This window comes from Pseudomonas sp. LB3P93, assembly GCF_054898025.1.
The window spans coordinates 284447-304333 of sequence record NZ_CM142713.1 but is presented as its reverse complement, the minus strand read 5'-3'; the positions used below and the strand labels follow the sequence as shown (position 1 = coordinate 304333).

21 protein-coding genes are annotated in these 19887 nt (G+C 59.7%); 10 read left to right on the top strand and 11 right to left on the bottom strand.

The genetic code is table 11. The features are described 5' to 3' along the window. Positions 1-100 precede the first annotated feature (100 nt). The 5 genes from glnA to ntrC all read left to right on the top strand — a co-directional run bounded on the left by glnA (position 101) and on the right by ntrC (position 5680). The gene (gene glnA / locus ACYZT8_RS01390; protein ID WP_131061256.1) at positions 101-1507 is read left to right on the top strand and encodes a glutamate--ammonia ligase; all 1407 of its coding nucleotides are present in this window, start codon (positions 101-103) and stop codon (positions 1505-1507) included. A 297-nt stretch (positions 1508-1804) separates the two neighbouring features. Further along, positions 1805-2314, top strand: a complete 510-nt coding sequence (locus tag ACYZT8_RS01385) for a DUF4124 domain-containing protein (RefSeq protein ID WP_461978627.1) — start codon at positions 1805-1807, stop codon at positions 2312-2314. Then, complete coding sequence (locus ACYZT8_RS01380) at positions 2311-2931, top strand: DUF4124 domain-containing protein (RefSeq protein ID WP_461978625.1); 621 nt, start codon at positions 2311-2313, stop codon at positions 2929-2931. Before ACYZT8_RS01385 ends, ACYZT8_RS01380 begins: the two co-directional genes overlap by 4 nt. A gap of 230 nt (positions 2932-3161) precedes the next feature. After that, the gene (gene glnL / locus ACYZT8_RS01375) at positions 3162-4247 is read left to right on the top strand and encodes a nitrogen regulation protein NR(II) (protein WP_010464561.1); all 1086 of its coding nucleotides are present in this window, start codon (positions 3162-3164) and stop codon (positions 4245-4247) included. After that, complete coding sequence (ntrC, locus tag ACYZT8_RS01370) at positions 4244-5680, top strand: nitrogen regulation protein NR(I) (RefSeq protein ID WP_461978623.1); 1437 nt, start codon at positions 4244-4246, stop codon at positions 5678-5680. Before glnL ends, ntrC begins: the two co-directional genes overlap by 4 nt. Before the next feature lie 538 nt (positions 5681-6218). Here ntrC and ACYZT8_RS01365 read toward each other — a convergent pair. Then, the gene (locus ACYZT8_RS01365) at positions 6219-6659 is read right to left on the bottom strand and encodes a hypothetical protein (protein WP_461978621.1); all 441 of its coding nucleotides are present in this window, start codon (positions 6657-6659) and stop codon (positions 6219-6221) included. On the opposite strand from ACYZT8_RS01365, the gene ACYZT8_RS01360 reads away from it, so the two are divergent. Beyond that, positions 6658-7113: a tRNA (cytidine(34)-2'-O)-methyltransferase gene (locus tag ACYZT8_RS01360; protein WP_007949025.1), complete on the top strand. Its 456-nt coding sequence runs from the start codon at positions 6658-6660 to the stop codon at positions 7111-7113. The genes ACYZT8_RS01365 and ACYZT8_RS01360 overlap by 2 nt on opposite strands. Before the next feature lie 164 nt (positions 7114-7277). Here ACYZT8_RS01360 and secB read toward each other — a convergent pair whose 3' ends face one another. Genes secB through ACYZT8_RS01345 form a run of 3 tightly spaced genes read right to left on the bottom strand, consistent with a single transcriptional unit; the run spans position 7278 to position 8474 of the window. Next, positions 7278-7763, bottom strand: a complete 486-nt coding sequence (secB, locus tag ACYZT8_RS01355) for a protein-export chaperone SecB (protein WP_131061261.1) — start codon at positions 7761-7763, stop codon at positions 7278-7280. Positions 7764-7804: 41 nt separating this feature from the next. Continuing rightward, a complete protein-coding gene (grxC, locus tag ACYZT8_RS01350; RefSeq protein WP_008024917.1) occupies positions 7805-8059 on the bottom strand; it encodes a glutaredoxin 3 in 255 nt (84 codons plus the stop codon). Between the two features lies 1 nt (position 8060). Next, positions 8061-8474, bottom strand: coding sequence for a rhodanese-like domain-containing protein (locus ACYZT8_RS01345; RefSeq protein WP_461978618.1), 414 nt, complete (start codon positions 8472-8474; stop codon positions 8061-8063). Between the two features lie 153 nt (positions 8475-8627). Here ACYZT8_RS01345 and gpmI point away from each other — a divergent pair, with 153 nt between their 5' ends. The 4 genes from gpmI to ACYZT8_RS01325 all read left to right on the top strand — a co-directional run bounded on the left by gpmI (position 8628) and on the right by ACYZT8_RS01325 (position 13828). Further along, a complete protein-coding gene (gene gpmI, locus ACYZT8_RS01340) occupies positions 8628-10157 on the top strand; it encodes a 2,3-bisphosphoglycerate-independent phosphoglycerate mutase (RefSeq protein WP_461978616.1) in 1530 nt (509 codons plus the stop codon). A 252-nt stretch (positions 10158-10409) separates the two neighbouring features. Then, a complete protein-coding gene (locus ACYZT8_RS01335; RefSeq protein WP_461978614.1) occupies positions 10410-11705 on the top strand; it encodes a murein hydrolase activator EnvC family protein in 1296 nt (431 codons plus the stop codon). A 34-nt stretch (positions 11706-11739) separates the two neighbouring features. Further along, positions 11740-13059, top strand: coding sequence for a S41 family peptidase (locus ACYZT8_RS01330; protein WP_461978612.1), 1320 nt, complete (start codon positions 11740-11742; stop codon positions 13057-13059). Position 13060: 1 nt separating this feature from the next. Continuing rightward, the gene (locus ACYZT8_RS01325) at positions 13061-13828 is read left to right on the top strand and encodes a divergent polysaccharide deacetylase family protein (protein ID WP_461978610.1); all 768 of its coding nucleotides are present in this window, start codon (positions 13061-13063) and stop codon (positions 13826-13828) included. 77 nt (positions 13829-13905) lie between these two features. Here the strand turns inward: ACYZT8_RS01325 and ACYZT8_RS01320 are convergent, their stop codons facing one another. The 7 genes from ACYZT8_RS01320 to ACYZT8_RS01290 all read right to left on the bottom strand — a co-directional run bounded on the left by ACYZT8_RS01320 (position 13906) and on the right by ACYZT8_RS01290 (position 19717). Further along, positions 13906-14661: a substrate-binding periplasmic protein gene (locus tag ACYZT8_RS01320; protein WP_461978608.1), complete on the bottom strand. Its 756-nt coding sequence runs from the start codon at positions 14659-14661 to the stop codon at positions 13906-13908. Between the two features lie 78 nt (positions 14662-14739). After that, positions 14740-15510 carry an imidazole glycerol phosphate synthase subunit HisF gene (gene hisF, locus ACYZT8_RS01315; RefSeq protein ID WP_007972752.1) on the bottom strand — a complete coding sequence of 257 codons (771 nt, stop codon included), beginning with the start codon at positions 15508-15510 and terminating at the stop codon, positions 14740-14742. 9 nt (positions 15511-15519) lie between these two features. Next, positions 15520-16257, bottom strand: coding sequence for a 1-(5-phosphoribosyl)-5-[(5-phosphoribosylamino)methylideneamino]imidazole-4-carboxamide isomerase (gene hisA / locus ACYZT8_RS01310; RefSeq protein ID WP_010464588.1), 738 nt, complete (start codon positions 16255-16257; stop codon positions 15520-15522). A gap of 42 nt (positions 16258-16299) precedes the next feature. Next, positions 16300-16557: a DUF2164 domain-containing protein gene (locus ACYZT8_RS01305; protein WP_008024930.1), complete on the bottom strand. Its 258-nt coding sequence runs from the start codon at positions 16555-16557 to the stop codon at positions 16300-16302. After that, positions 16558-17196, bottom strand: a complete 639-nt coding sequence (gene hisH / locus ACYZT8_RS01300; protein WP_461952287.1) for an imidazole glycerol phosphate synthase subunit HisH — start codon at positions 17194-17196, stop codon at positions 16558-16560. After that, a complete protein-coding gene (gene hisB, locus ACYZT8_RS01295; RefSeq protein ID WP_461978606.1) occupies positions 17196-17789 on the bottom strand; it encodes an imidazoleglycerol-phosphate dehydratase HisB in 594 nt (197 codons plus the stop codon). Before hisB ends, hisH begins: the two co-directional genes overlap by 1 nt. A gap of 263 nt (positions 17790-18052) precedes the next feature. Beyond that, the gene (locus ACYZT8_RS01290; protein WP_461978604.1) at positions 18053-19717 is read right to left on the bottom strand and encodes an OFA family MFS transporter; all 1665 of its coding nucleotides are present in this window, start codon (positions 19715-19717) and stop codon (positions 18053-18055) included. Between the last annotated feature and the right edge of the window lie 170 nt (positions 19718-19887).

The following is a 19887-nucleotide window of genomic DNA, read 5'->3' as shown; positions in this document are numbered from 1 at the left end:
CTCCCTTGTGAGGCAGGTTGCCTTGGCAGAGTATTCGCGCCGGCATCACCCACATTCTAAGGGCATCCACTACTAAGCCCGAAGCCACCCGGAGGACACTATGTCGAAGTCGGTTCAACTCATCAAAGATCATGACGTCAAGTGGATTGATCTGCGCTTCACGGACACCAAAGGCACTCAGCACCACGTGACCATGCCGGCTCGCGACGCGCTGGATGAAGCTTTCTTCGAAGAAGGCAAAATGTTCGACGGTTCCTCCATCGCTGGCTGGAAAGGCATCGAAGCTTCCGACATGATCCTGCTGCCGGACGACAGCACTGCCGTTCTCGACCCGTTCACCGAAGACCCAACGCTGATCATTGTGTGCGACGTCATCGAGCCGTCGACCATGCAAGGCTACGATCGCGACCCACGTGCGATCGCCAAGCGTGCCGAGGAATACCTGAAATCGACCGGTATCGGCGACACCGTATTCGTTGGCCCGGAGCCTGAGTTCTTCATCTTCGACCAAGTGAAGTTCAAGTCCGACATCTCCGGTTCGATGTTCAAAATCTTCTCCGAACAAGGTTCCTGGATGTCCGACCAGGACATCGAAGGCGGCAACCATGGCCACCGTCCAGGTATCAAAGGCGGTTACTTCCCGGTTCCACCGTTCGACCACGACCACGAAATCCGTACCTCCATGTGCAACGCCATGGAAGAGATGGGTCTGGTCATCGAAGTTCACCACCACGAAGTGGCAACTGCCGGTCAGAACGAAATCGGTGTGAAGTTCAACACCCTGGTCGCCAAGGCTGACGAAGTTCAGACCCTGAAGTACTGCGTGCACAACGTTGCTGTCGCTTACGGCCGCACCGCGACCTTCATGCCTAAGCCTCTGTACGGCGATAACGGTTCGGGTATGCACGTTCACTTGTCCATCGCCAAAGATGGCAAGAACACCTTCGCTGGCGAAGGTTATGCCGGCCTGTCCGACACCGCTCTGTACTTCATCGGCGGCATCATCAAGCACGGTAAGGCCCTGAACGGCTTCACCAACCCGTCGACCAACTCCTACAAGCGTCTGGTCCCAGGTTTCGAAGCTCCGGTAATGCTGGCCTACTCGGCTCGCAACCGTTCCGCTTCGATCCGTATTCCTTACGTGTCCAGCCCTCGCGCTCGCCGTATCGAAGCGCGCTTCCCGGATCCGGCAGCCAACCCGTACCTGGCCTTCGCTGCCCTGGTAATGGCCGGCCTGGACGGTATCCAGAACAAGATCCACCCTGGCGACGCAGCTGACAAAAACCTGTACGACCTGCCGCCTGAAGAGGCGAAAGAGATCCCACAAGTTTGCGGCAGCCTGAAAGAAGCCCTGGAAGAGCTGGACAAAGGTCGCGCGTTCCTGACCAAAGGCGGCGTGTTCTCCGATGATTTCATCGACGCTTACATCGCTCTGAAAAGCGAAGAAGAAATCAAGGTACGCACCTTCGTACACCCACTGGAATATGAGCTGTACTACAGCTGCTGATCCGGTAGCGCCTGCGCAAGCGGCGTGACAAAAAGAGGCCTCCTTCGGGAGGTCTTTTTTATGCCCACGATTAAGCGATCACTGAAAAACCCTGTGGGAGCGGGCTTGCCCGCGATGGCGTCGGCACATCCAACAGTAATGTTGGCTGATACACCGATATCGCGGGCAAGCCCGCTCCCACAGGGTTTTGTGGTGCTTGGGAGATCTCTGTAAATCATGCCCAAATGTTTACAACTTGGGACAACCGCCACCCCTGACCTATGCTGCAACCCAACGCTTTCGTTTCTGGTCGATTTTATGGGTCGTGGTTTTCTTTTGATGTTGCTGCTGATCGCTCTGCCCGCCGTAGCGCAGATCTATAAGTACACCGACGCCTCCGGCAACACCGCCTACAGCAATCAACCGCCCGACGGCGTCAAGTCTCAGCCGGTCGAGTTGCCACCGCTCAACAGCGTTGAGCGCCAGGCACCTCCTGCACCTGCTGCCGAGGCCAGCAACAGCGAACAACCGCGCAGCGCCTACGAGGTGCTGGAGTTGACCGGTTTACCTACCGATGAGGCCCTGCGCGCCAACAACGGCACGTTCACGGTCAGCGTCATGATCAAGCCGCGCCTTCAAGCGCCGCACCTGTTCAGGTTACTGCTGGATGCTCAGCCCTATGGGCAATCGAGCAACGTGCCGATCCTGCAACTGGTGAATATTGACCGTGGCGAACACAGCCTGGCGGTGCAGGTGATTGATGGCGAGCACATCGTTCAACAGAGCCCGACGGTGACCTTCACCGTGCAACGGGTGCATAAACCATGAGGTTGTGGCTGCTGATCGCCTGCCTGATCGCACTGCCGGTAACGGCCGAGGTCTTTACCTACGTCGACGCTCACGGTAATCGTGTCTACACCGACCAGCCAGGCCCGGGCAATGCCAAGCGCGTACCGCTGGCGACGAGCAATCGCATGTCCGCCAACCCGACGGGCGCGCGCCCCGTAATTGCCGAGCAGAAGAATGAAGAACGGCCGCTGTTCCATTACGACATGCTCCGTGTGCTGGTCCCGGAGCCGGACGCTACGGTCCGTAGCAACGCCGGAGAATTGATCGTCAGCGTTACCAACGAACCCGGCCTGCAACGAGGCCATCGCTACCGATTGTTGCTCGATGGACAACCCACTGCCGAGCCCGGCCTCAGCCCGGTATTTGCCCTGAGCAACATTGACCGCGGCAGCCACAACCTCTCCGTGGAAATCCTCGACGAACAAGGCCGCACCGTCGAACGCACGGCCAATCAACCCTTCCAGATGCTGCGCATTTCCCTCGCGCAGAAACGCAAGGTCAAACCCTGCACCCTCACCGATTACGGCCAACGGCCGGAATGTCCGCTCAAAGACAAACCCGAAGAAGAAAAAAATCCGTTCCTGCGTTTCTTCTAACCTCTCTCAGGTTTGCGCACTATATTGGTGCAATAGGTTGCACCGTTCCCACATCTCAACCCATTTTGGTTCGAAAGTACCCGCGAAAGCTGGCAGAACGCCACGCAAACGAGCGTCAAACGCCCGTTTCAGGCCTTAAACGCTTCTTTTCGGAGCCTTGGTTTGGTTTTTGCATTTTCCTCGTATCGGCGCGTTATCCACGCGCATGCCCTGCTCCAAAAGAGGTCCTAATGACCATCAGTGACGCACTGCATCGTCTGCTTCTCGACAATCTGACCACCGCTACCATTCTGCTCGACGCCGAACTGCGCCTCGAGTACATGAACCCGGCGGCGGAAATGCTCCTGGCCATCAGCGGGCAGCGCAGCCATGGGCAGTTCATCAGCGAGTTGTTCACCGAATCCACCGAAGCGCTGAATTCCCTGCGCCAGGCAGTCGAGCAGGCGCACCCGTTCACCAAGCGCGAAGCGATGCTCACTGCCCTCACCGGCCAGACGCTGACCGTCGACTACGCGGTAACACCGATCCTGGCCAACGGCGCCACCATGCTGCTGCTGGAAGTCCACCCCCGTGACCGCTTACTGCGGATCACCAAGGAAGAGGCGCAGCTGTCGAAGCAGGAAACCAGCAAAATGCTGGTGCGCGGCCTAGCTCATGAGATCAAGAATCCGCTGGGCGGGATTCGCGGCGCAGCCCAGTTGCTCGCCCGCGAACTGCCGGAAGAAAGCCTGCGCGACTACACCAACGTGATCATTGAAGAGGCCGACCGTCTGCGAAACCTCGTGGACCGCATGCTCGGCTCCAACAAATTGCCGTCGCTGGCGATGTGCAACGTTCATGAAGTACTGGAACGCGTCTGTCATCTGGTGGAAGCGGAAAGTCAGGGTTGCATCACTTTGGTGCGCGACTACGACCCAAGCATTCCCGACGTGTTGATCGACCGCGAACAAATGATTCAGGCCGTGCTGAACATCGTGCGTAACGCGATGCAAGCCATCAGCAGCCAGAACGAGCTGCGCCTGGGCCGCATCAGCCTGCGCACCCGCGCCATGCGTCAGTTCACCATCGGCCACGTGCGTCATCGCCTGGTGACCAAGATCGAAATCATCGACAACGGTCCCGGCATTCCTGCGGACCTGCAAGAAACCATCTTCTTTCCCATGGTCAGCGGCCGCCCGGACGGTACCGGGCTGGGCCTGGCCATTACCCAGAACATCATCAGCCAGCACCAGGGTTTGATCGAGTGTGACAGCCACCCAGGCCACACCACCTTCTCGATCTTTCTGCCACTGGAACAAGGAGCCACATCGACATGAGCCGTAGTGAAACCGTGTGGATCGTCGATGACGACCGTTCTATCCGTTGGGTCCTGGAAAAAGCCTTGCAGCAGGAAGGCATGACCACGCAAAGCTTCGACAGCGCCGATGGCGTGATGAGCCGCCTGGCGCGCCAGCAGCCGGACGTGATCATCTCTGACATCCGCATGCCGGGTGCCAGTGGCCTGGACCTTCTGGCGCGGATTCGCGAGCAACACCCACGGCTGCCAGTGATCATCATGACTGCGCACTCCGATCTGGACAGCGCTGTCGCGTCGTATCAGGGCGGCGCATTCGAGTACCTGCCAAAACCATTCGACGTCGACGAAGCGGTGTCGCTGGTCAAACGTGCGAACCAGCACGCTCAGGAACAGCAAGGCCTGGAAGTCCCGGCCGCCCTGACCCGCACCCCGGAAATCATCGGCGAAGCGCCGGCGATGCAGGAAGTGTTTCGCGCCATCGGGCGCTTGAGCCATTCCAACATCACCGTGTTGATCAATGGCGAATCCGGTACCGGCAAAGAACTGGTGGCCCACGCCCTGCACCGTCACAGTCCTCGGGCGGCGTCGCCGTTCATCGCGCTGAACATGGCCGCGATTCCGAAAGACCTGATGGAATCCGAGCTGTTCGGCCATGAGAAAGGCGCATTCACCGGCGCAGCCAACCTGCGTCGCGGGCGCTTTGAGCAGGCGGACGGCGGCACGCTGTTCCTCGATGAAATCGGCGACATGCCGGCGGACACCCAGACTCGTTTGCTGCGTGTACTGGCCGACGGCGAGTTCTACCGCGTCGGCGGTCATACGCCGGTGAAAGTTGATGTGCGCATCATCGCCGCGACACACCAGAACCTGGAAACCCTGGTGCACGCCGGGAAATTCCGTGAGGACTTGTTCCATCGCCTCAACGTGATCCGCATCCACATTCCACGGCTGTCGGACCGTCGCGAAGACATCCCGACCCTGGCCAAGCATTTCCTCAGCCGCGCCGCGCAAGAACTCGCGGTGGAACCGAAGCTGCTGAAAAGCGAAACCGAGGAATACCTGAAGAACCTGCCGTGGGGCGGCAACGTGCGTCAGCTGGAGAACACCTGCCGCTGGATCACGGTGATGGCTTCGGGACGCGAAGTGCACATCAGCGACCTGCCGCCAGAGCTGCTGAGCCTGCCGCAGGATTCGGCACCAGTGACCAACTGGGAGCAAGCGTTGCGTCAGTGGGCTGATCAGGCGTTGGCTCGCGGCCAATCGAGCCTGCTCGACAGCGCCGTGCCGGCTTTCGAGCGGATCATGATCGAAACCGCGCTGAAACACACCGCCGGACGGCGTCGCGATGCTGCGGTTTTGCTGGGCTGGGGGCGTAACACCCTGACGCGCAAGATCAAGGAATTGGGGATGAAGGTTGATGGTGGGGATGATGATGAGTCGGATGAGGGTTAACCCTTAAGCCGATCGTTCCCACGCTCTGCGTGGGAATGCAGCCCGGGACGCTCCGCGTCCCTGCCGAAGCGGACGCAGAGCGTCCATTGAGGCATTCCCACGCAGAGCGTAGGAACGATCATCGCCCCGCCATGCACCGCCGCAATGCACCGTGAACCGCAATCGCGCACGGCATCTGATCCGACATCCCTCCAAAGTTCACAATCGAATCCCTATCGAAAAAACACGAAAGCCCCGTAATACGGGGCTTTCGGCATTCTAAAGCAGCTTTCTGTTTCAACTTGTTAAAACCTGGCACGCCCCCTGCAATAGTCCATTCAGTGATTCAGTTCACTACCCGGTTTCGGGGACCTTGGTACAGGCAGGCCGGGGATTCCCCTCTTTCCATCGGGCTCACACCGCACAGGCGACGAGCCCACAGTTTTGGGGCCCTTGATACAGGCAGGTCAGGGGTTCCTTCTTTACACCGGGCTCGACGCAATGCGCGAGCCCTGCCGTTTTGGGAACCTTGGTACAGGCAGGCCGGGGATTCCCTCTTTTATTGCTCTCGGAGATGGATCTCCAGCCGCCAGCGGTCATCGACCTCGCTACCGGTCCACTCGCCCTGCAGTGGCCGGGCCGCCACTAACGTCAGCAACAACCCTCCATCACTCAAGCGCGTCCGCCAGTTCACGACCTTGTCGTTGAGTTTGAGCTGGCCTTTCTGCGCCTTGCCTTGCGCTTCGAACAGCAGCGCGAGGCTGCCGTCGACGAACTCGCCATGGGTCTTGGGTTCGTTGTTGAACCACACCACCAGCCCATCGTCCGTCACCTCGACCTGCTGCAATTCGCTGGGGTCGGGCGTGGTCAGGCGGCCAATCATCAAGCCCACCATCAGTCCGACAATCGCCAGCGAACCCATTACACGCGGTAATAGTTTCGAACGCGGGTCGGCGGGCGGCGTAGAATGCCGATCATCTTTATCTTCGGAGCCGTGCATGTTTCACGTCATCCTTTTTCAACCAGAAATTCCGCCGAATACCGGCAACGTTATCAGGCTGTGCGCCAACAGTGGCTGCCACCTGCATTTGATCGAACCGCTGGGCTTCGAGATGGACGACAAGCGCCTGCGCCGGGCCGGCCTCGACTATCACGAGTATGCCACCCTGCAACGCCACGCGGACCTCGCCAGTTGCCTGGAGAGTCTCGGTCATCCACGGCTGTTCGCCTTTACCACCAAAGGCTCGCGCCCTTTCCACGATGCCAGTTTTGCCGAGGGCGACGCGTTCCTGTTCGGCCCGGAAAGCCGTGGCTTGCCCGCCGAAGTGCTCGATGCACTGCCCGGCGAACAACGCCTGCGCTTGCCGATGCGTGAGGGCTGTCGCAGCCTGAACCTGTCGAACACCGTGGCGGTTGCCGTGTACGAAGGCTGGCGCCAGCTCGGGTTCAAGTAATCCCTCCACTGATCGTTCCCACACTCTGCGTGGGAATGCAGCCCGTGACGCTCCGCGTCACTGGACGCGGAGCGTCCCTAGAGGCATTCCCACGCAGAGCGTGGGAACGATCAGCCAAGAAAAAAGCGCCTGTTACGGCGCTTTTTCGTTACTGCATCGAACACTTACTGAACGGTCGGAGTTTCGCCAGCCGCCTGCATGCGTTGCAGTTCTTGTGCGTACAGCGCGTCGAAGTTCACCGGAGCCAGCATCAGGGCCGGGAACGAGCCGCGGGTCACCAGGCTGTCCAGGGTTTCGCGAGCGTACGGGAACAGGATGTTCGGGCAGAACGCGCCGAGGGTGTGGCTCATCGAAGCGTCGTCCAGGTTCTTGATCAGGAAGATCCCGGCCTGTTGCACTTCAGCGATGAACGCCACTTCGTCACCGTTTTTCACGGTTACGGACAAGGTCAGGACGACTTCGTGGAAGTCGCCTTCCAGCGCCTTTTGACGAGTGTTCAGATCCAGACCGACGCTCGGTTCCCACTGCTGGCGGAAGATCGCCGGGCTTTTCGGGGCTTCGAACGACAAGTCACGTACGTAGATGCGCTGCAAGGAGAATTGCGGTGCGGTATCTTCTTCGCTAGCTGCAGTGTTCTGTTGGTCAGTCATCTCAGATCCTTTCTGATCTTGGGGTCTTATAGGGAAGGCGTTCAGGCCTTGAGCATGGCGTCGAGCTTGCCGGCGCGCTCAAGGGCAAACAAATCATCACAGCCACCAACGTGGCGCTCGCCGATCCAGATCTGCGGAACGGACGTACGTCCGGCTTTCTGGGCCATGGCGGCACGCACCTGCGGCTTGCCATCGACCTTGATCTCTTCGAAGGCCACGCCTTTGTTCTCGAGCAGGTACTTGGCTCGCGAACAGTAAGGGCAGTAATCGCTGGAATAGACGACGACGTTGCTCATATCACTTCACCAGCGGCAGGTTGTCGCCTTTCCAGCTGGAAATACCGCCGGACAGCTTGGCGGCGGTGAAGCCGGATTTCATCAGTTCGCGGGCATGGGTGCCGGCGGTCTGGCCCATGGCGTCGACCAGAATGATGGTCTTGGCCTTGTGCTTTTCCAGTTCGGCAATGCGAGCAGCCAGTTTGTCGTGAGGAATATTCAACGCGCCAACAATGTGACCGGCGGCGAAATCCTTGACCGAACGAATGTCGATCACAACGCCCGCGTCCTTGTTGACCAGCCCGGTCAGTTCACCGGTGCTCAGGCTGCGGCCGCCGCCTTGCATCTGATAAGCGATCAGTAACGCCAGCAGTACGACGAAGATACCGACGAGCAGATAGTGGTTAGTGGCAAATTCAATCAGGTGAGCAACCATCGAAGGAGGTTCCAGGGCGTTAAAATGTCGGCCAGTATACACAGCCACTATGGTGGGCCAAACCCCGTCCGGCGGTGACGCGGTCGGAACTTAGCTTTAAACTGCCACTCCCTTTTCCATCGCCCTCTTTTAACTCAGCCACGAGTGGAATCCATGACTACCACGCCTAAACCTTTGGTCCTGATTATTCTCGACGGCTTCGGTCACAGTGAGAGCCCTGAATCCAACGCCGTGTTTGCGGCGAAGAAGCCCGTACTGGACCGCTTGTGGGCCACCGTGCCGAACGGCCTGATCTCGGGCAGCGGCATGGACGTCGGCCTGCCGGACGGCCAGATGGGCAACTCCGAAGTCGGCCACATGAACCTTGGCGCCGGTCGTGTGGTGTATCAAGACTTCACACGCGTGACCAAATCGATCCGCGACGGCGAGTTTTTCGAGAACCCGACCATCTGCGCCGCTGTGGATAAAGCCGTTGCTGCCGGCAAAGCCGTGCACTTTATGGGCCTGCTGTCCGATGGCGGCGTCCACAGCCACCAGGATCACCTGGTCGCCATGGCCGAACTGGCCTTCAAGCGCGGCGCCGAAAAAATCTACCTGCACGCCTTCCTTGATGGCCGCGACACGCCACCGAAAAGCGCCCAGTCGTCCATCGAACTGCTCGACGCGACCTTCCAGGCCCTCGGCAAAGGCCGGATCGCCAGCATTGTCGGCCGTTACTTCGCCATGGACCGCGACAACCGTTGGGACCGCGTGTCCCAGGCCTACAACCTGATTGTCGACGGCAACGGTGAATTCAACGCCGCCACCGCACAGGAAGGCCTGCAAGCCGCTTACGAACGTGGCGAGAGCGACGAATTCGTCAAAGCCACCTCCATCGGCGAGCCGGTGAAAGTCGAAGACGGCGACGCCGTGGTCTTCATGAACTTCCGCGCCGACCGCGCCCGCGAACTGACCCGCGTGTTCGTCGAGGACGGTTTCAAGGAATTCGAACGCGCACGCCAGCCGAAACTGGCCGGTTTCGTGATGCTGACCCAATACGCCGCCAGCATTCCCGCGCCTTCGGCCTTCGCCGCCGGCAGCCTGGAAAACGTGCTGGGCGATTACCTGGCGAAAAACGGCAAGACGCAACTGCGCATCGCCGAAACCGAGAAGTACGCCCACGTGACCTTCTTCTTCTCCGGCGGTCGTGAAGAACCGTTCCCGGGCGAAGAGCGCATCCTGATCCCGTCGCCGAAAGTCGCCACCTATGACCTGCAGCCCGAGATGAGTGCCCCGGAAGTCACCGACCGCATCGTCGACGCCATCGAAAACCAGCGTTACGACGTGATCGTGGTCAACTACGCCAACGGCGACATGGTCGGCCACAGCGGCGTGTTTGATGCAGCAGTGAAAGCCGTTGAATGCCTGGACCTGTGTGTTGGCCGTATCGTCGATGCGCTGGACAAGGTGGGTGGCGAAGCGCTGATCACGGCCGACCACGGTAACGTCGAGCAAATGTCCGATGAGTCCACTGGCCAGGCGCACACGGCTCACACGACCGAGCCGGTGCCGTTCATTTATGTCGGCAAGCGTGACTTCAAGGTGCGCGATGGAGGCGTACTGGCGGATGTGGCGCCGACCATGTTGATGCTGCTGGGGATGGAAAAACCGTCTGAAATGACCGGTACTTCGATTCTGGTGTAATCGGTCTCTCTAAACACCCCATAACCCTGTGGGAGCGGGCTTGCCCGCGATAGCAATCTGACTGCCAACTAATATGTTGAATGTCAGGACGCCATCGCGGGCAAGCCCGCTCCCACAGTGGTTTTGGGTGGTTTTAAAGATTAATTACACTCACTTGCCAGCCCGGTTATCACACAACCCCAATTGGGCGTTTTTTTTGCGGCGCTTGGCGGGCATACTAGGCCGTCCCTTTCCCTGGTGTCGCCCGCCTCTATGCTTCGCGTCCTGATAGCCCTTGCTCTGACTTGCCTGCTCCAACCGGCCTTCGCTGACGAGCGCGCGCAAACCCAACAACAGTTGGACGCCACGCGTCAGGACATTGCCGAGCTGAAAAAACTGCTGGGCAAGCTGCAGGAAGAAAAATCCGGTGTGCAGAAAGACCTCAAAGGCACCGAGACCGAGATGGGCAAGCTCGAGAAGCAGGTCGATACCCTGCAAAAAGAGCTGAAGAAAAGCGAATCCGAGCTGCAGCGACTCGATGGAGAGAAAAAAAAACTCCAGAGCGCGCGCACTGAACAGCAACGACTGATCGCCATTCAGGCCCGTGCGGCCTATCAGAACGGCCGGCAGGAGTACTTGAAGCTCCTGCTGAACCAGCAGAATCCGGAAAAATTCGCCCGCACCCTCACCTATTACGACTACCTGAGCCAGGCCCGCCTGGAGCAGCTGAAGAATTTCAACGAAACCCTGCGCCAACTGGCCAATGTCGAAAAAGACATCGGCTTGCAGCAGGCGCAGTTGCTGGTGCAGAAAAGCAGCCTCGACAGCCAGCGCGACGAGCTCGACAAGGTTCGCAAGGAGCGCCAGCAAGTCCTGGCCAAGCTGAGCGACGACGTGAAGGCTCGCGATCAGAAGCTGGCCGCCCGCGAGCAGGATCAGGCAGACCTGTCTAAAGTCCTTAAAACCATCGAAGAAACCCTGGCCCGCCAGGCTCGAGAGGCTGAAGAAGCGCGCCAAAAAGCGCTCATCGCCCAGCAGGAAGCCGAAAAAAAGCGTTTACGTGAGGCTCAGGAACTGGCGGATGCCACGACTGATGCCCCACGCAAACCTGTTAAATCGACACCCGGCGCACTGGTTTCAAGTTCAGGCGAGACCTTCGGCGGCGCTTTTGCTTCAACTCGCGGCAAACTTCCATGGCCCGTCGATGGTCGACTGCTGGCACGCTTCGGTGAATCCCGTGGCGATGATGCCCGTACCAAGTGGGACGGCGTGATGATCAGCGCCTCCGCCGGCAGCCAGGTGCACGCCGTGCATGGCGGTCGCGTGGTGTTTGCCGACTGGCTGCGTGGCGCCGGGCTGCTGGTGATTCTCGACCACGGCAACGGTTTTTTGAGTCTTTATGGTCACAACCAGACGCTGCTCAAGTCTGCGGGTGACGTGGTAAAAGCCGGTGAGTCCATCTCCACTGTCGGTAGCAGTGGCGGGCAGGACACTCCAGCGTTGTATTTCGCTATTCGTCAGCAGGGTCACCCGAGTGATCCGGCGCAATGGTGCCGCGCGCAAGGATAGGCGTTGAGTCACCTACATTAGGAGTTCGTTCGACATGCTGCATTTGTCCCGCCTTACCTCGCTGGCCCTGACGATCGCCCTGGTGATCGGCGCGCCTCTGGCGTTCGCTGCTCAGCCGGCCCCGGCTGTCGCGCCTGCGGGTACTGCCGCGACCACCAAGGCGCCGTTGCCTCTGGAAGAGTTGCGCACCTTTGCCGAGGTCATGGATCGGATCAAGGCAGCCTATGTCGAGCCGGTGGACGACAAGACCCTGCTGGAAAATGCCATCAAAGGCATGCTCAGCAACCTCGATCCGCACTCCGCCTACCTGGGCCCGGAAGACTTCGCTGAGTTGCAGGAAAGCACCAGCGGCGAATTCGGCGGCCTGGGCATCGAAGTCGGCGCCGAAGACGGTTTCATCAAAGTGGTTTCGCCCATCGATGACACCCCGGCCTCCAAGGCTGGCATTCAGGCGGGCGATTTCATCGTCAAGATCAACGGCCAGCCGACCCGCGGCCAGAGCATGACCGAAGCCGTGGACAAGATGCGCGGCAAGATCGGCCAGAAGATCACCCTGACCCTGGTGCGCGACGGCGGTACACCGTTCGACGTGACCCTGTCCCGCGCGATCATTCAAGTGAAGAGCGTGAAGGCGCAGCTGCTTGAGTCGGGCTACGGCTACATCCGCATCACCCAGTTCCAGGTCAAGACCGGCGAAGAAGTTTCCAAGGCACTGGCCAAGCTGCGCAAGGACAACGGCAAGAAGCTCAACGGCATCATTCTCGACCTGCGCAACAACCCGGGCGGCGTGCTGCAATCGGCGGTGGAAGTGGTCGACCACTTCATCACCAAGGGCCTGATCGTTTACACCAAGGGCCGCATCGCCAACTCCGAGTTGCGCTTCTCTGCCACCGGCAAAGACGAAAGCGAAGCCGTGCCAATGGTTGCGCTGATCAACGGCGGCAGCGCCTCGGCCTCGGAAATTGTTGCCGGTGCCTTGCAGGATCAGAAACGCGCAGTGGTCATGGGCACCACCAGTTTTGGCAAAGGCTCGGTACAAACCGTGCTGCCGCTGAACAACGACCGCGCACTGAAGATCACCACGGCGCTGTACTACACGCCGAACGGCCGCTCGATCCAGGCCCAGGGCATCGTCCCGGACATCGAAGTGCGCAAGGCCAAGATCACCAACGAGCAGGACGGCGAATACTTCAAGGAAGCCGACCTGCAGGGTCACCTGGGCAATGGCAACGGCGGCGCCGACAAACCGACCCGTTCCGGCGGCAAAGCCAAGGCAATGCCACAGGACGATGATTACCAGTTGGCCCAGGCGCTGAGCCTGCTTAAAGGGCTGAGCATCACCTCCGGTCGCTGAGGTGCGCCTGCGGTTACTCTTCGGTCTGTTGTGTTGTCTGGCGGGTGTTGCTCATGCAACGCCCGCCCCTCAAAAGGCCTACATCACTCTGATCATTGATGACCTGGGGCAGAACCTGCCCCGGGATCGCCGCGTGCTCGCCCTCCCCGGCCCGGTGACTGCGGCGATCATGCCCGACACGCCCCACGCCACCGAATTCGCCCGCGAGGCTCATCGCGCCGGCAAGATCGTCATCCTGCACATGCCCATGGACCCGGCCACCGGCCCGTTCGCCTGGCATCCCGATTTGCCCATCGACGAACTTGAGAAACGCCTGAATGCGGCGTTCAAGGTCGTGCCTTATACCGCTGGCATCAATAACCATATGGGCAGCCGCATGACCGCTCAACAACCGGCCATGGCCTGGTTGATGGCGGACTTGCAGCGCCGGCACAAGCTTTTCGTCGACAGCCGCACCAGCGCGCAGACGGTCGCGGCGGCCGAGGCGCAGAAGATCGGTTTGGCGAGCGTTTCGCGGGATGTGTTTCTGGATGATGAGCGCACTGAAGCGGCGATTTTCACGCAGCTACAGACGGCGATCAGTTTGGCGAGAAAGCAGGGCTCGGTGGTGATGATCGGGCATCCGTATCCGCAGACACTGGCGGTGCTGGAGCGGGAGTTGCCCAAGCTCAAGGCTCAGGGGATTGACTGGATCGACATCAAACAGATGATCAGCGTGCGCAGCAATCGCGCGACGGCTGCTCATGGCAAGGATGGAGTTTATCGCTGAACCAGATCGTTCCCACGCTCTGCGTGGTAATGCCTCCCGTGATGCTCCGCGTCACACACACGATTCGGTGTCAGGCATCAGAGATACCGCGCCATGATGTCGTCCACCACACCTTCTTTGCGCAGCTGATCCAGCGCGGCCTGGAGCTTGGCCACCACTTCGTCCGGTACGTCTTTGTTCAACGCCAGATAGAGCTCGGCGCTGTTGAAGCGCAGTACCGTTTTGAGGCCGTTCACACCTTCCTGACGCGCCAGATAACGCCCGGCCGGATCGCCCGTGGCCCACAGATCAATCTGACCGCTGACCAGCTTCTTCGCATTGTCCTGATCGCGCAGCACCACAATGGGCTTCAAGCCCTGCTTGGCCAGCGTCTCGGCAATCGCATCGCCCTTGTACGCACCAATCTTGTATTTGCGCGCCTGTTCCAGCGACTCAATGCTGATCTTGCTGTCCGCCTTGGCCAGCATGATCCAGTCATCCGGGCCAATCGGGCCGACCCACTTGAACAGCTTCTCGCGGTCAGGCAAGCGCGCCATCACGAACACGCCGTAACCGGGTTTCTCAAGGGCGAGTTTGTAGATTCGTTCCCAAGGGAAGCGCAGCGTCAGGCTGTAGGTGACGTCGGCACGTTTGAACATCTCGCGGACGATGTCCACGGCGATACCGTTGATGTTCTCGTCCTGAGCGAAGTTCTTGCCGTTCTTCGCCATGTTGTACGGCGGGAAATTTTCCGTCAGCAACACCAGGTCGGTGTCGGGACTTTCTTCAGCGTGGACTCCATTGATGAGCAACAGAGAAGCGCTGGCGAGGACAAGAAGAAGGCGTTTGATCATGTCGGGCTACCGAAATCCATGGCGTGCCCAAGAGTGCCCTGAGCCCGCCATGCTGTCCACTGGCCTGCATGGATTTGTTTAGCGCATTACGATCCCGCGATGCGCCATGTAGGCCTTGGCTTCCTGCACGGTGTATTCGCCGAAGTGGAAAATACTCGCCGCCAACACTGCACTGGCGTGGCCTTCGATGATGCCGTCGGCCAGATGCTGCAGGTTGCCGACGCCACCGGAGGCAATCACCGGGATACCCAGTGCATCGCTGATGGCGCGCGTGACGCCCAGGTCGAAGCCGTTTTTCATTCCATCCTGGTCCATGCTGGTCAGCAGGATTTCACCGGCACCGAGGCCTTCCATTTTCTTCGCCCACTCAACGGCGTCGAGACCGGTAGGTTTACGGCCGCCATGAGTGAAGATCTCCCAACGCGGGGTTTCGCCCGGACCAGAAACTTTCTTCGCGTCGATGGCGACGACGATGCATTGCGAACCGAAATGCTGCGCCGCTTCGCCGACAAATTCCGGGTTGAACACCGCTGCGGTGTTGATCGAGACTTTGTCCGCGCCGGCATTCAGCAGATTGCGAATGTCCTGCACGGTGCGCACGCCGCCGCCCACGGTCAGCGGGATAAACACCTGGCTGGCCATGCGCTCGACGGTATGCAGCGTGGTGTCGCGGCCATCGACGCTGGCGGTGATGTCGAGAAAGGTAATCTCGTCGGCACCTTGCTCGTCGTAGCGACGGGCGATTTCCACCGGGTCGCCGGCATCACGAATGTTCTCGAACTTCACACCTTTGACGACCCGGCCGTTGTCCACGTCCAGGCAAGGGATGATGCGTTTGGCCAGCGCCATGGTCAGTCCTCAGCCTTTGTACGAATCGCAGAAAGCTTGGGCTTCAGCGACGTCGAGGGTGCCTTCGTAGATCGCCCGGCCGGTGATCGCGCCGATGATGCCCGGTGCCTTGGCGTCGAGCAGCGACTTGATGTCACCGAGGTTGTGAATACCGCCGGAAGCGATCACCGGAATGCGCGTGGCAGCGGCCAGCGCAGCGGTGAACGGTACGTTGCAGCCCTGCATCATGCCGTCTTTGGCGATGTCGGTATAAACGATCGCGGACACGCCGTCGGCTTCAAATTGCTTGGCCAGGTCGATCACCTGAATGGTGCTGATTTCAGCCCAGCCGTCGGTGGCGACGAAACCGTCTTTAGCGTCGAGACCGACGATAACCTTGCCCGGGAACGCGCGGCAGGCTTCAGCAACGAAGGCCGGATCTTTCACGGCCTTGGTGCCGATGATCACGTAGCTCACGCCCGCTTTCACATAGTGCTCGATGGTTTCCAGGGAACGGATACCGCCGCCGATCTGGATCGGCAGGTTCGGGTAGCGCTTGGCGATGGCGGTGACCACTTCGCCGTTGACCGGCTGGCCTTCGAAGGCGCCGTTCAGGTCGACCAGATGCAGACGGCGGCAACCGCCCTCCACCCACTTGGCAGCCATGCTCACCGGGTCATCGGAGAACACTGTGGAATCTTCCATGCGGCCCTGGCGCAGACGAACACAGGCACCGTCCTTGAGATCGATAGCGGGAATAATCAGCATCTGGCAAACCTTCAAATTCGAGTGTTCAGCTTCGCTCGGAAATCAGTTTTTCTCGAGCGCCCACAAGTCGCTTTCGATGCTTTCGAACCTCTCTTTGAGGTGCGTCTGCACATCGAAAATCGCCCTGTTGTAATAGTGCGGCGCAATTTCACGGGTAAACAGCTCAAGGATTTCAGCCGCTTCGAACGAACCCAGGTCCAGTTCGAAGCGGTCTTCCATGAAGCGTTTGATCTTGTGATTGGCCTCGTTCTCCTGTTCGGGAGTGAGGGTCAGGATCGGCGGCTTCTTCTTGACGGCCATTTACCAGCGACCATCCCACGCGGCGAAGTTCTGCAGCAATTGCAGGCCATGGGTATGGCTCTTCTCCGGGTGAAACTGCACGGCGAAACGCGAGCCTTCGGCCAGCGCTGCGGCGAAATCGACACCGTAGTGACCGCCACCCACCACCTGCCGCGCATTGCCGGCGGCGATGTAGTAGCTGTGCACGAAGTAGAAACGCGCCAGGTCCGGAATGTTGTGCCACAGCGGGTGACTCACCGTCTGCTTCACTTCGTTCCAGCCCATGTGCGGGACTTTCAGGTGTTCGCCGTCTTCGTGCAGGTCTTTGCCGAAGAACTTCACCGCGCCCGGGAACAGGCCGATGCAGTCGACACCGTCGTTCTCTTCACTGCTGTCGAGCAAGGCTTGCATGCCGACGCAGATGCCGAGGAACGGACGGTCCTGGCTGACTTCACGTACCAGCGAATCGAAGCCCAGGCGACGGATCTCAGCCATGCAATCGCGAATCGCACCGACGCCGGGGAAAACCACCCGGTCGGCTTCGCGAATCACGTCGGCATCGCTGGTGATCAGGACCTTGCCGGCACCGACGTGCTCGAGGGCCTTGGCCACCGAGTGCAGGTTGCCCATGCCGTAATCGATAACCGCAACCGTCTGCATTACAGAACGCCTTTGGTCGACGGCATTTGACCGGCCATGCGGTCGTCGAGCTCTACGGCCATGCGCAGGGCGCGGCCGAATGCCTTGAACACGGTTTCGATCTGGTGGTGGGTGTTGGTGCCACGCAGGTTGTCGATGTGCAGGCTGACGAGGGCGTGGTTGACGAAGCCCTGAAAGAATTCCTGGAACAGGTCAACGTCGAAACCGCCAACGGTGGCGCGGGTGTAGGGAACATGCATCTGCAGGCCTGGACGGCCGGAGAAGTCGATCACCACGCGCGACAGCGCTTCATCGAGCGGCACGTAGGCGTGACCGTAGCGACGGATGCCTTTTTTGTCGCCGATGGCTTTGGTGAAGGCCTGACCCAGGGTGATACCGACGTCTTCCACGGTGTGGTGGTCGTCGATATGCAGGTCGCCCTTGCTGACAATATCCAGGTCGATCAGCCCGTGACGGGCGATCTGGTCCAGCATGTGCTCAAGAAAAGGAACACCGATATCAAATCGGGCCTTTCCGGTGCCATCCAGGTTGATCGAGGCTTTGATCTGGGTTTCCAGAGTGTCGCGCTCGACTGACGCCTTACGTTCGGCCATCACCAGCTCCGCAAAATCATTGGGCGAAAAAGGCAGCCATTATAGGGGCGCGGGCGCGAAACAGAAACACGGGAGGCGATATGACTGACGGACAGAACCCCGCGCTGTCGCGGGTAGACATGTCCATACAAGCTATTTCAGACACCCCAAAACAACTGTAGGAGTGAGCCTGCTCGCGATGAGGGCCTCACAGTCAACATTTCTGTCGACTGTCAGACCGCTATCGCGAGCGGGCTCACTCCTGCAGGGGTACTACGCTTTACTTAGTGAAACAGTACTGCAGTCTTCTGCAGCGTCACCCAAACACCCCACGCCAACGGAATGCCCACCACCAGCCACGCGGCAATCGCCAGCGGCTTGGTGCCTGCATCCGCTTTCCACTCCAGCACGGTGCTGGCATCAGCACCCTTGTCGTGGCCCAGCGCCTGTTCGGCGGCCAGTTCAGCGTCGGTCATGAAGTACTTGTCGGCCACCGGGCGAACCATGAGGTTGCACAGGAAACCCAACACCAGTAGGCCCGCGAGGATGTACAAAGTGATGTCGTAAGCCGCGGCGCGTTCAACGCCGATGCTCAACTGATACTCGCGCAGGTAGTTCACCAACACCGGACCCAACACACCCGCCGCCGCCCACGCCGTCAGCAGACGACCGTGGATCGCGCCAACCATTTGCGTACCGAACAGGTCCGCCAAGTAAGCCGGGACGGTCGCAAAACCACCGCCGTACATCGACAGGATGATGCAGAACGCCGCCACGAACAGCGCAACGTTGCCCAGGTGACCGAGGTTCGGGATCAGCGCGTACAGGGCAAAACCGAGGGCGAAGAACACGAAATAGGTGTTTTTACGGCCCAGGTAATCCGAGAACGAAGCCCAGAAGAACCGACCACCAATGTTGAACAGGCTCAGCAAACCGGTGAAACCGGCCGCAATCGCCGCGATCGAAGCCAGTTGCCCGGCGTCCAGTTGGCCGAATGGCAAGTCAACACCGATCAATTTACCGCCGAACACTTCCTGCAACAGCGGCGAAGCCATACCCAGGATGCCGATACCGGCCGAGACGTTCAGGCACAGCACCAGCCACACCAGACGGAATTGCGGAGTTTTCCACGCCACATTCACGTGAACGTGACGGTGAGTGATCATCGCGTTCGAGGCTTTTTTCGCCGGAGCGTTCCAGCCTTCAGGCTTCCAGCCGGTTGGCGGCACGCGGTAGGACAGTGCGCCACCGATCATGAACACGAAGTAGATCGCGGCCATCACCAGGAAGCTCTGCCACACGCCGACGCTGTCTGCCGAAGCGAAGTGACCCATCAGCGCTGCGGCCAGCGGAGCACCCACCATCGCACCACCGCCGAAGCCCATGATTGCCATACCGGTTGCCATGCCGCGCTTGTCCGGGAACCACTTGATCAGCGTCGACACCGGCGAGATGTAACCCAACCCCAGGCCGATACCGCCAATGACCCCGGAGCCGATCCACATCAGCCAGATCTGGTGGGTATAGACCCCCAGCGCTGAAATCAGCAGACCACCACACCAGCACAGCGCCGATACGACGCCAGCCTTGCGCGGCCCGGCGTGTTCCAGCCAGCCGCCCCAGATCGCTGCCGAGCAGCCGAGGAAGATGAAGAACAGCGTGTAGATCCAGCCGAGCATCGAGATCGGCCAGTCACATTGCGACGAGAACACTTGCGAGATGAAGCTCATGTCCGGTGCACAAGCCACTGCCTTGGTCACGCCCAGGGCTTTGGACAGCGGCAACCAGAACACCGAGAAGCCGTAGGCCATGCCGATGCAAAGGTGGATGGCCAAAGCGGCCGGTGGTACCAGCCAACGGTTGAAACCGGGCTTGGCGATGATGCGTTCCTTGGACAGGAACGCGGGCTGATCGGCGTTGAGACCGTCCGCCGTGATGCTCGTGGTCATTGTGTATCCCCCAATTATTAGTATGGTTCGCCAGCCACTCTTCGACCCCAGCCTTATGCGCACGCATGACTGTCTTTTTCAGGTGAAGCTCCATTTTGGTGCGACATCACGTCGCAGAAGGACGGACGAACTGGCAGAGGTTACCATCTGTACGTGACAGAAAAACCAAA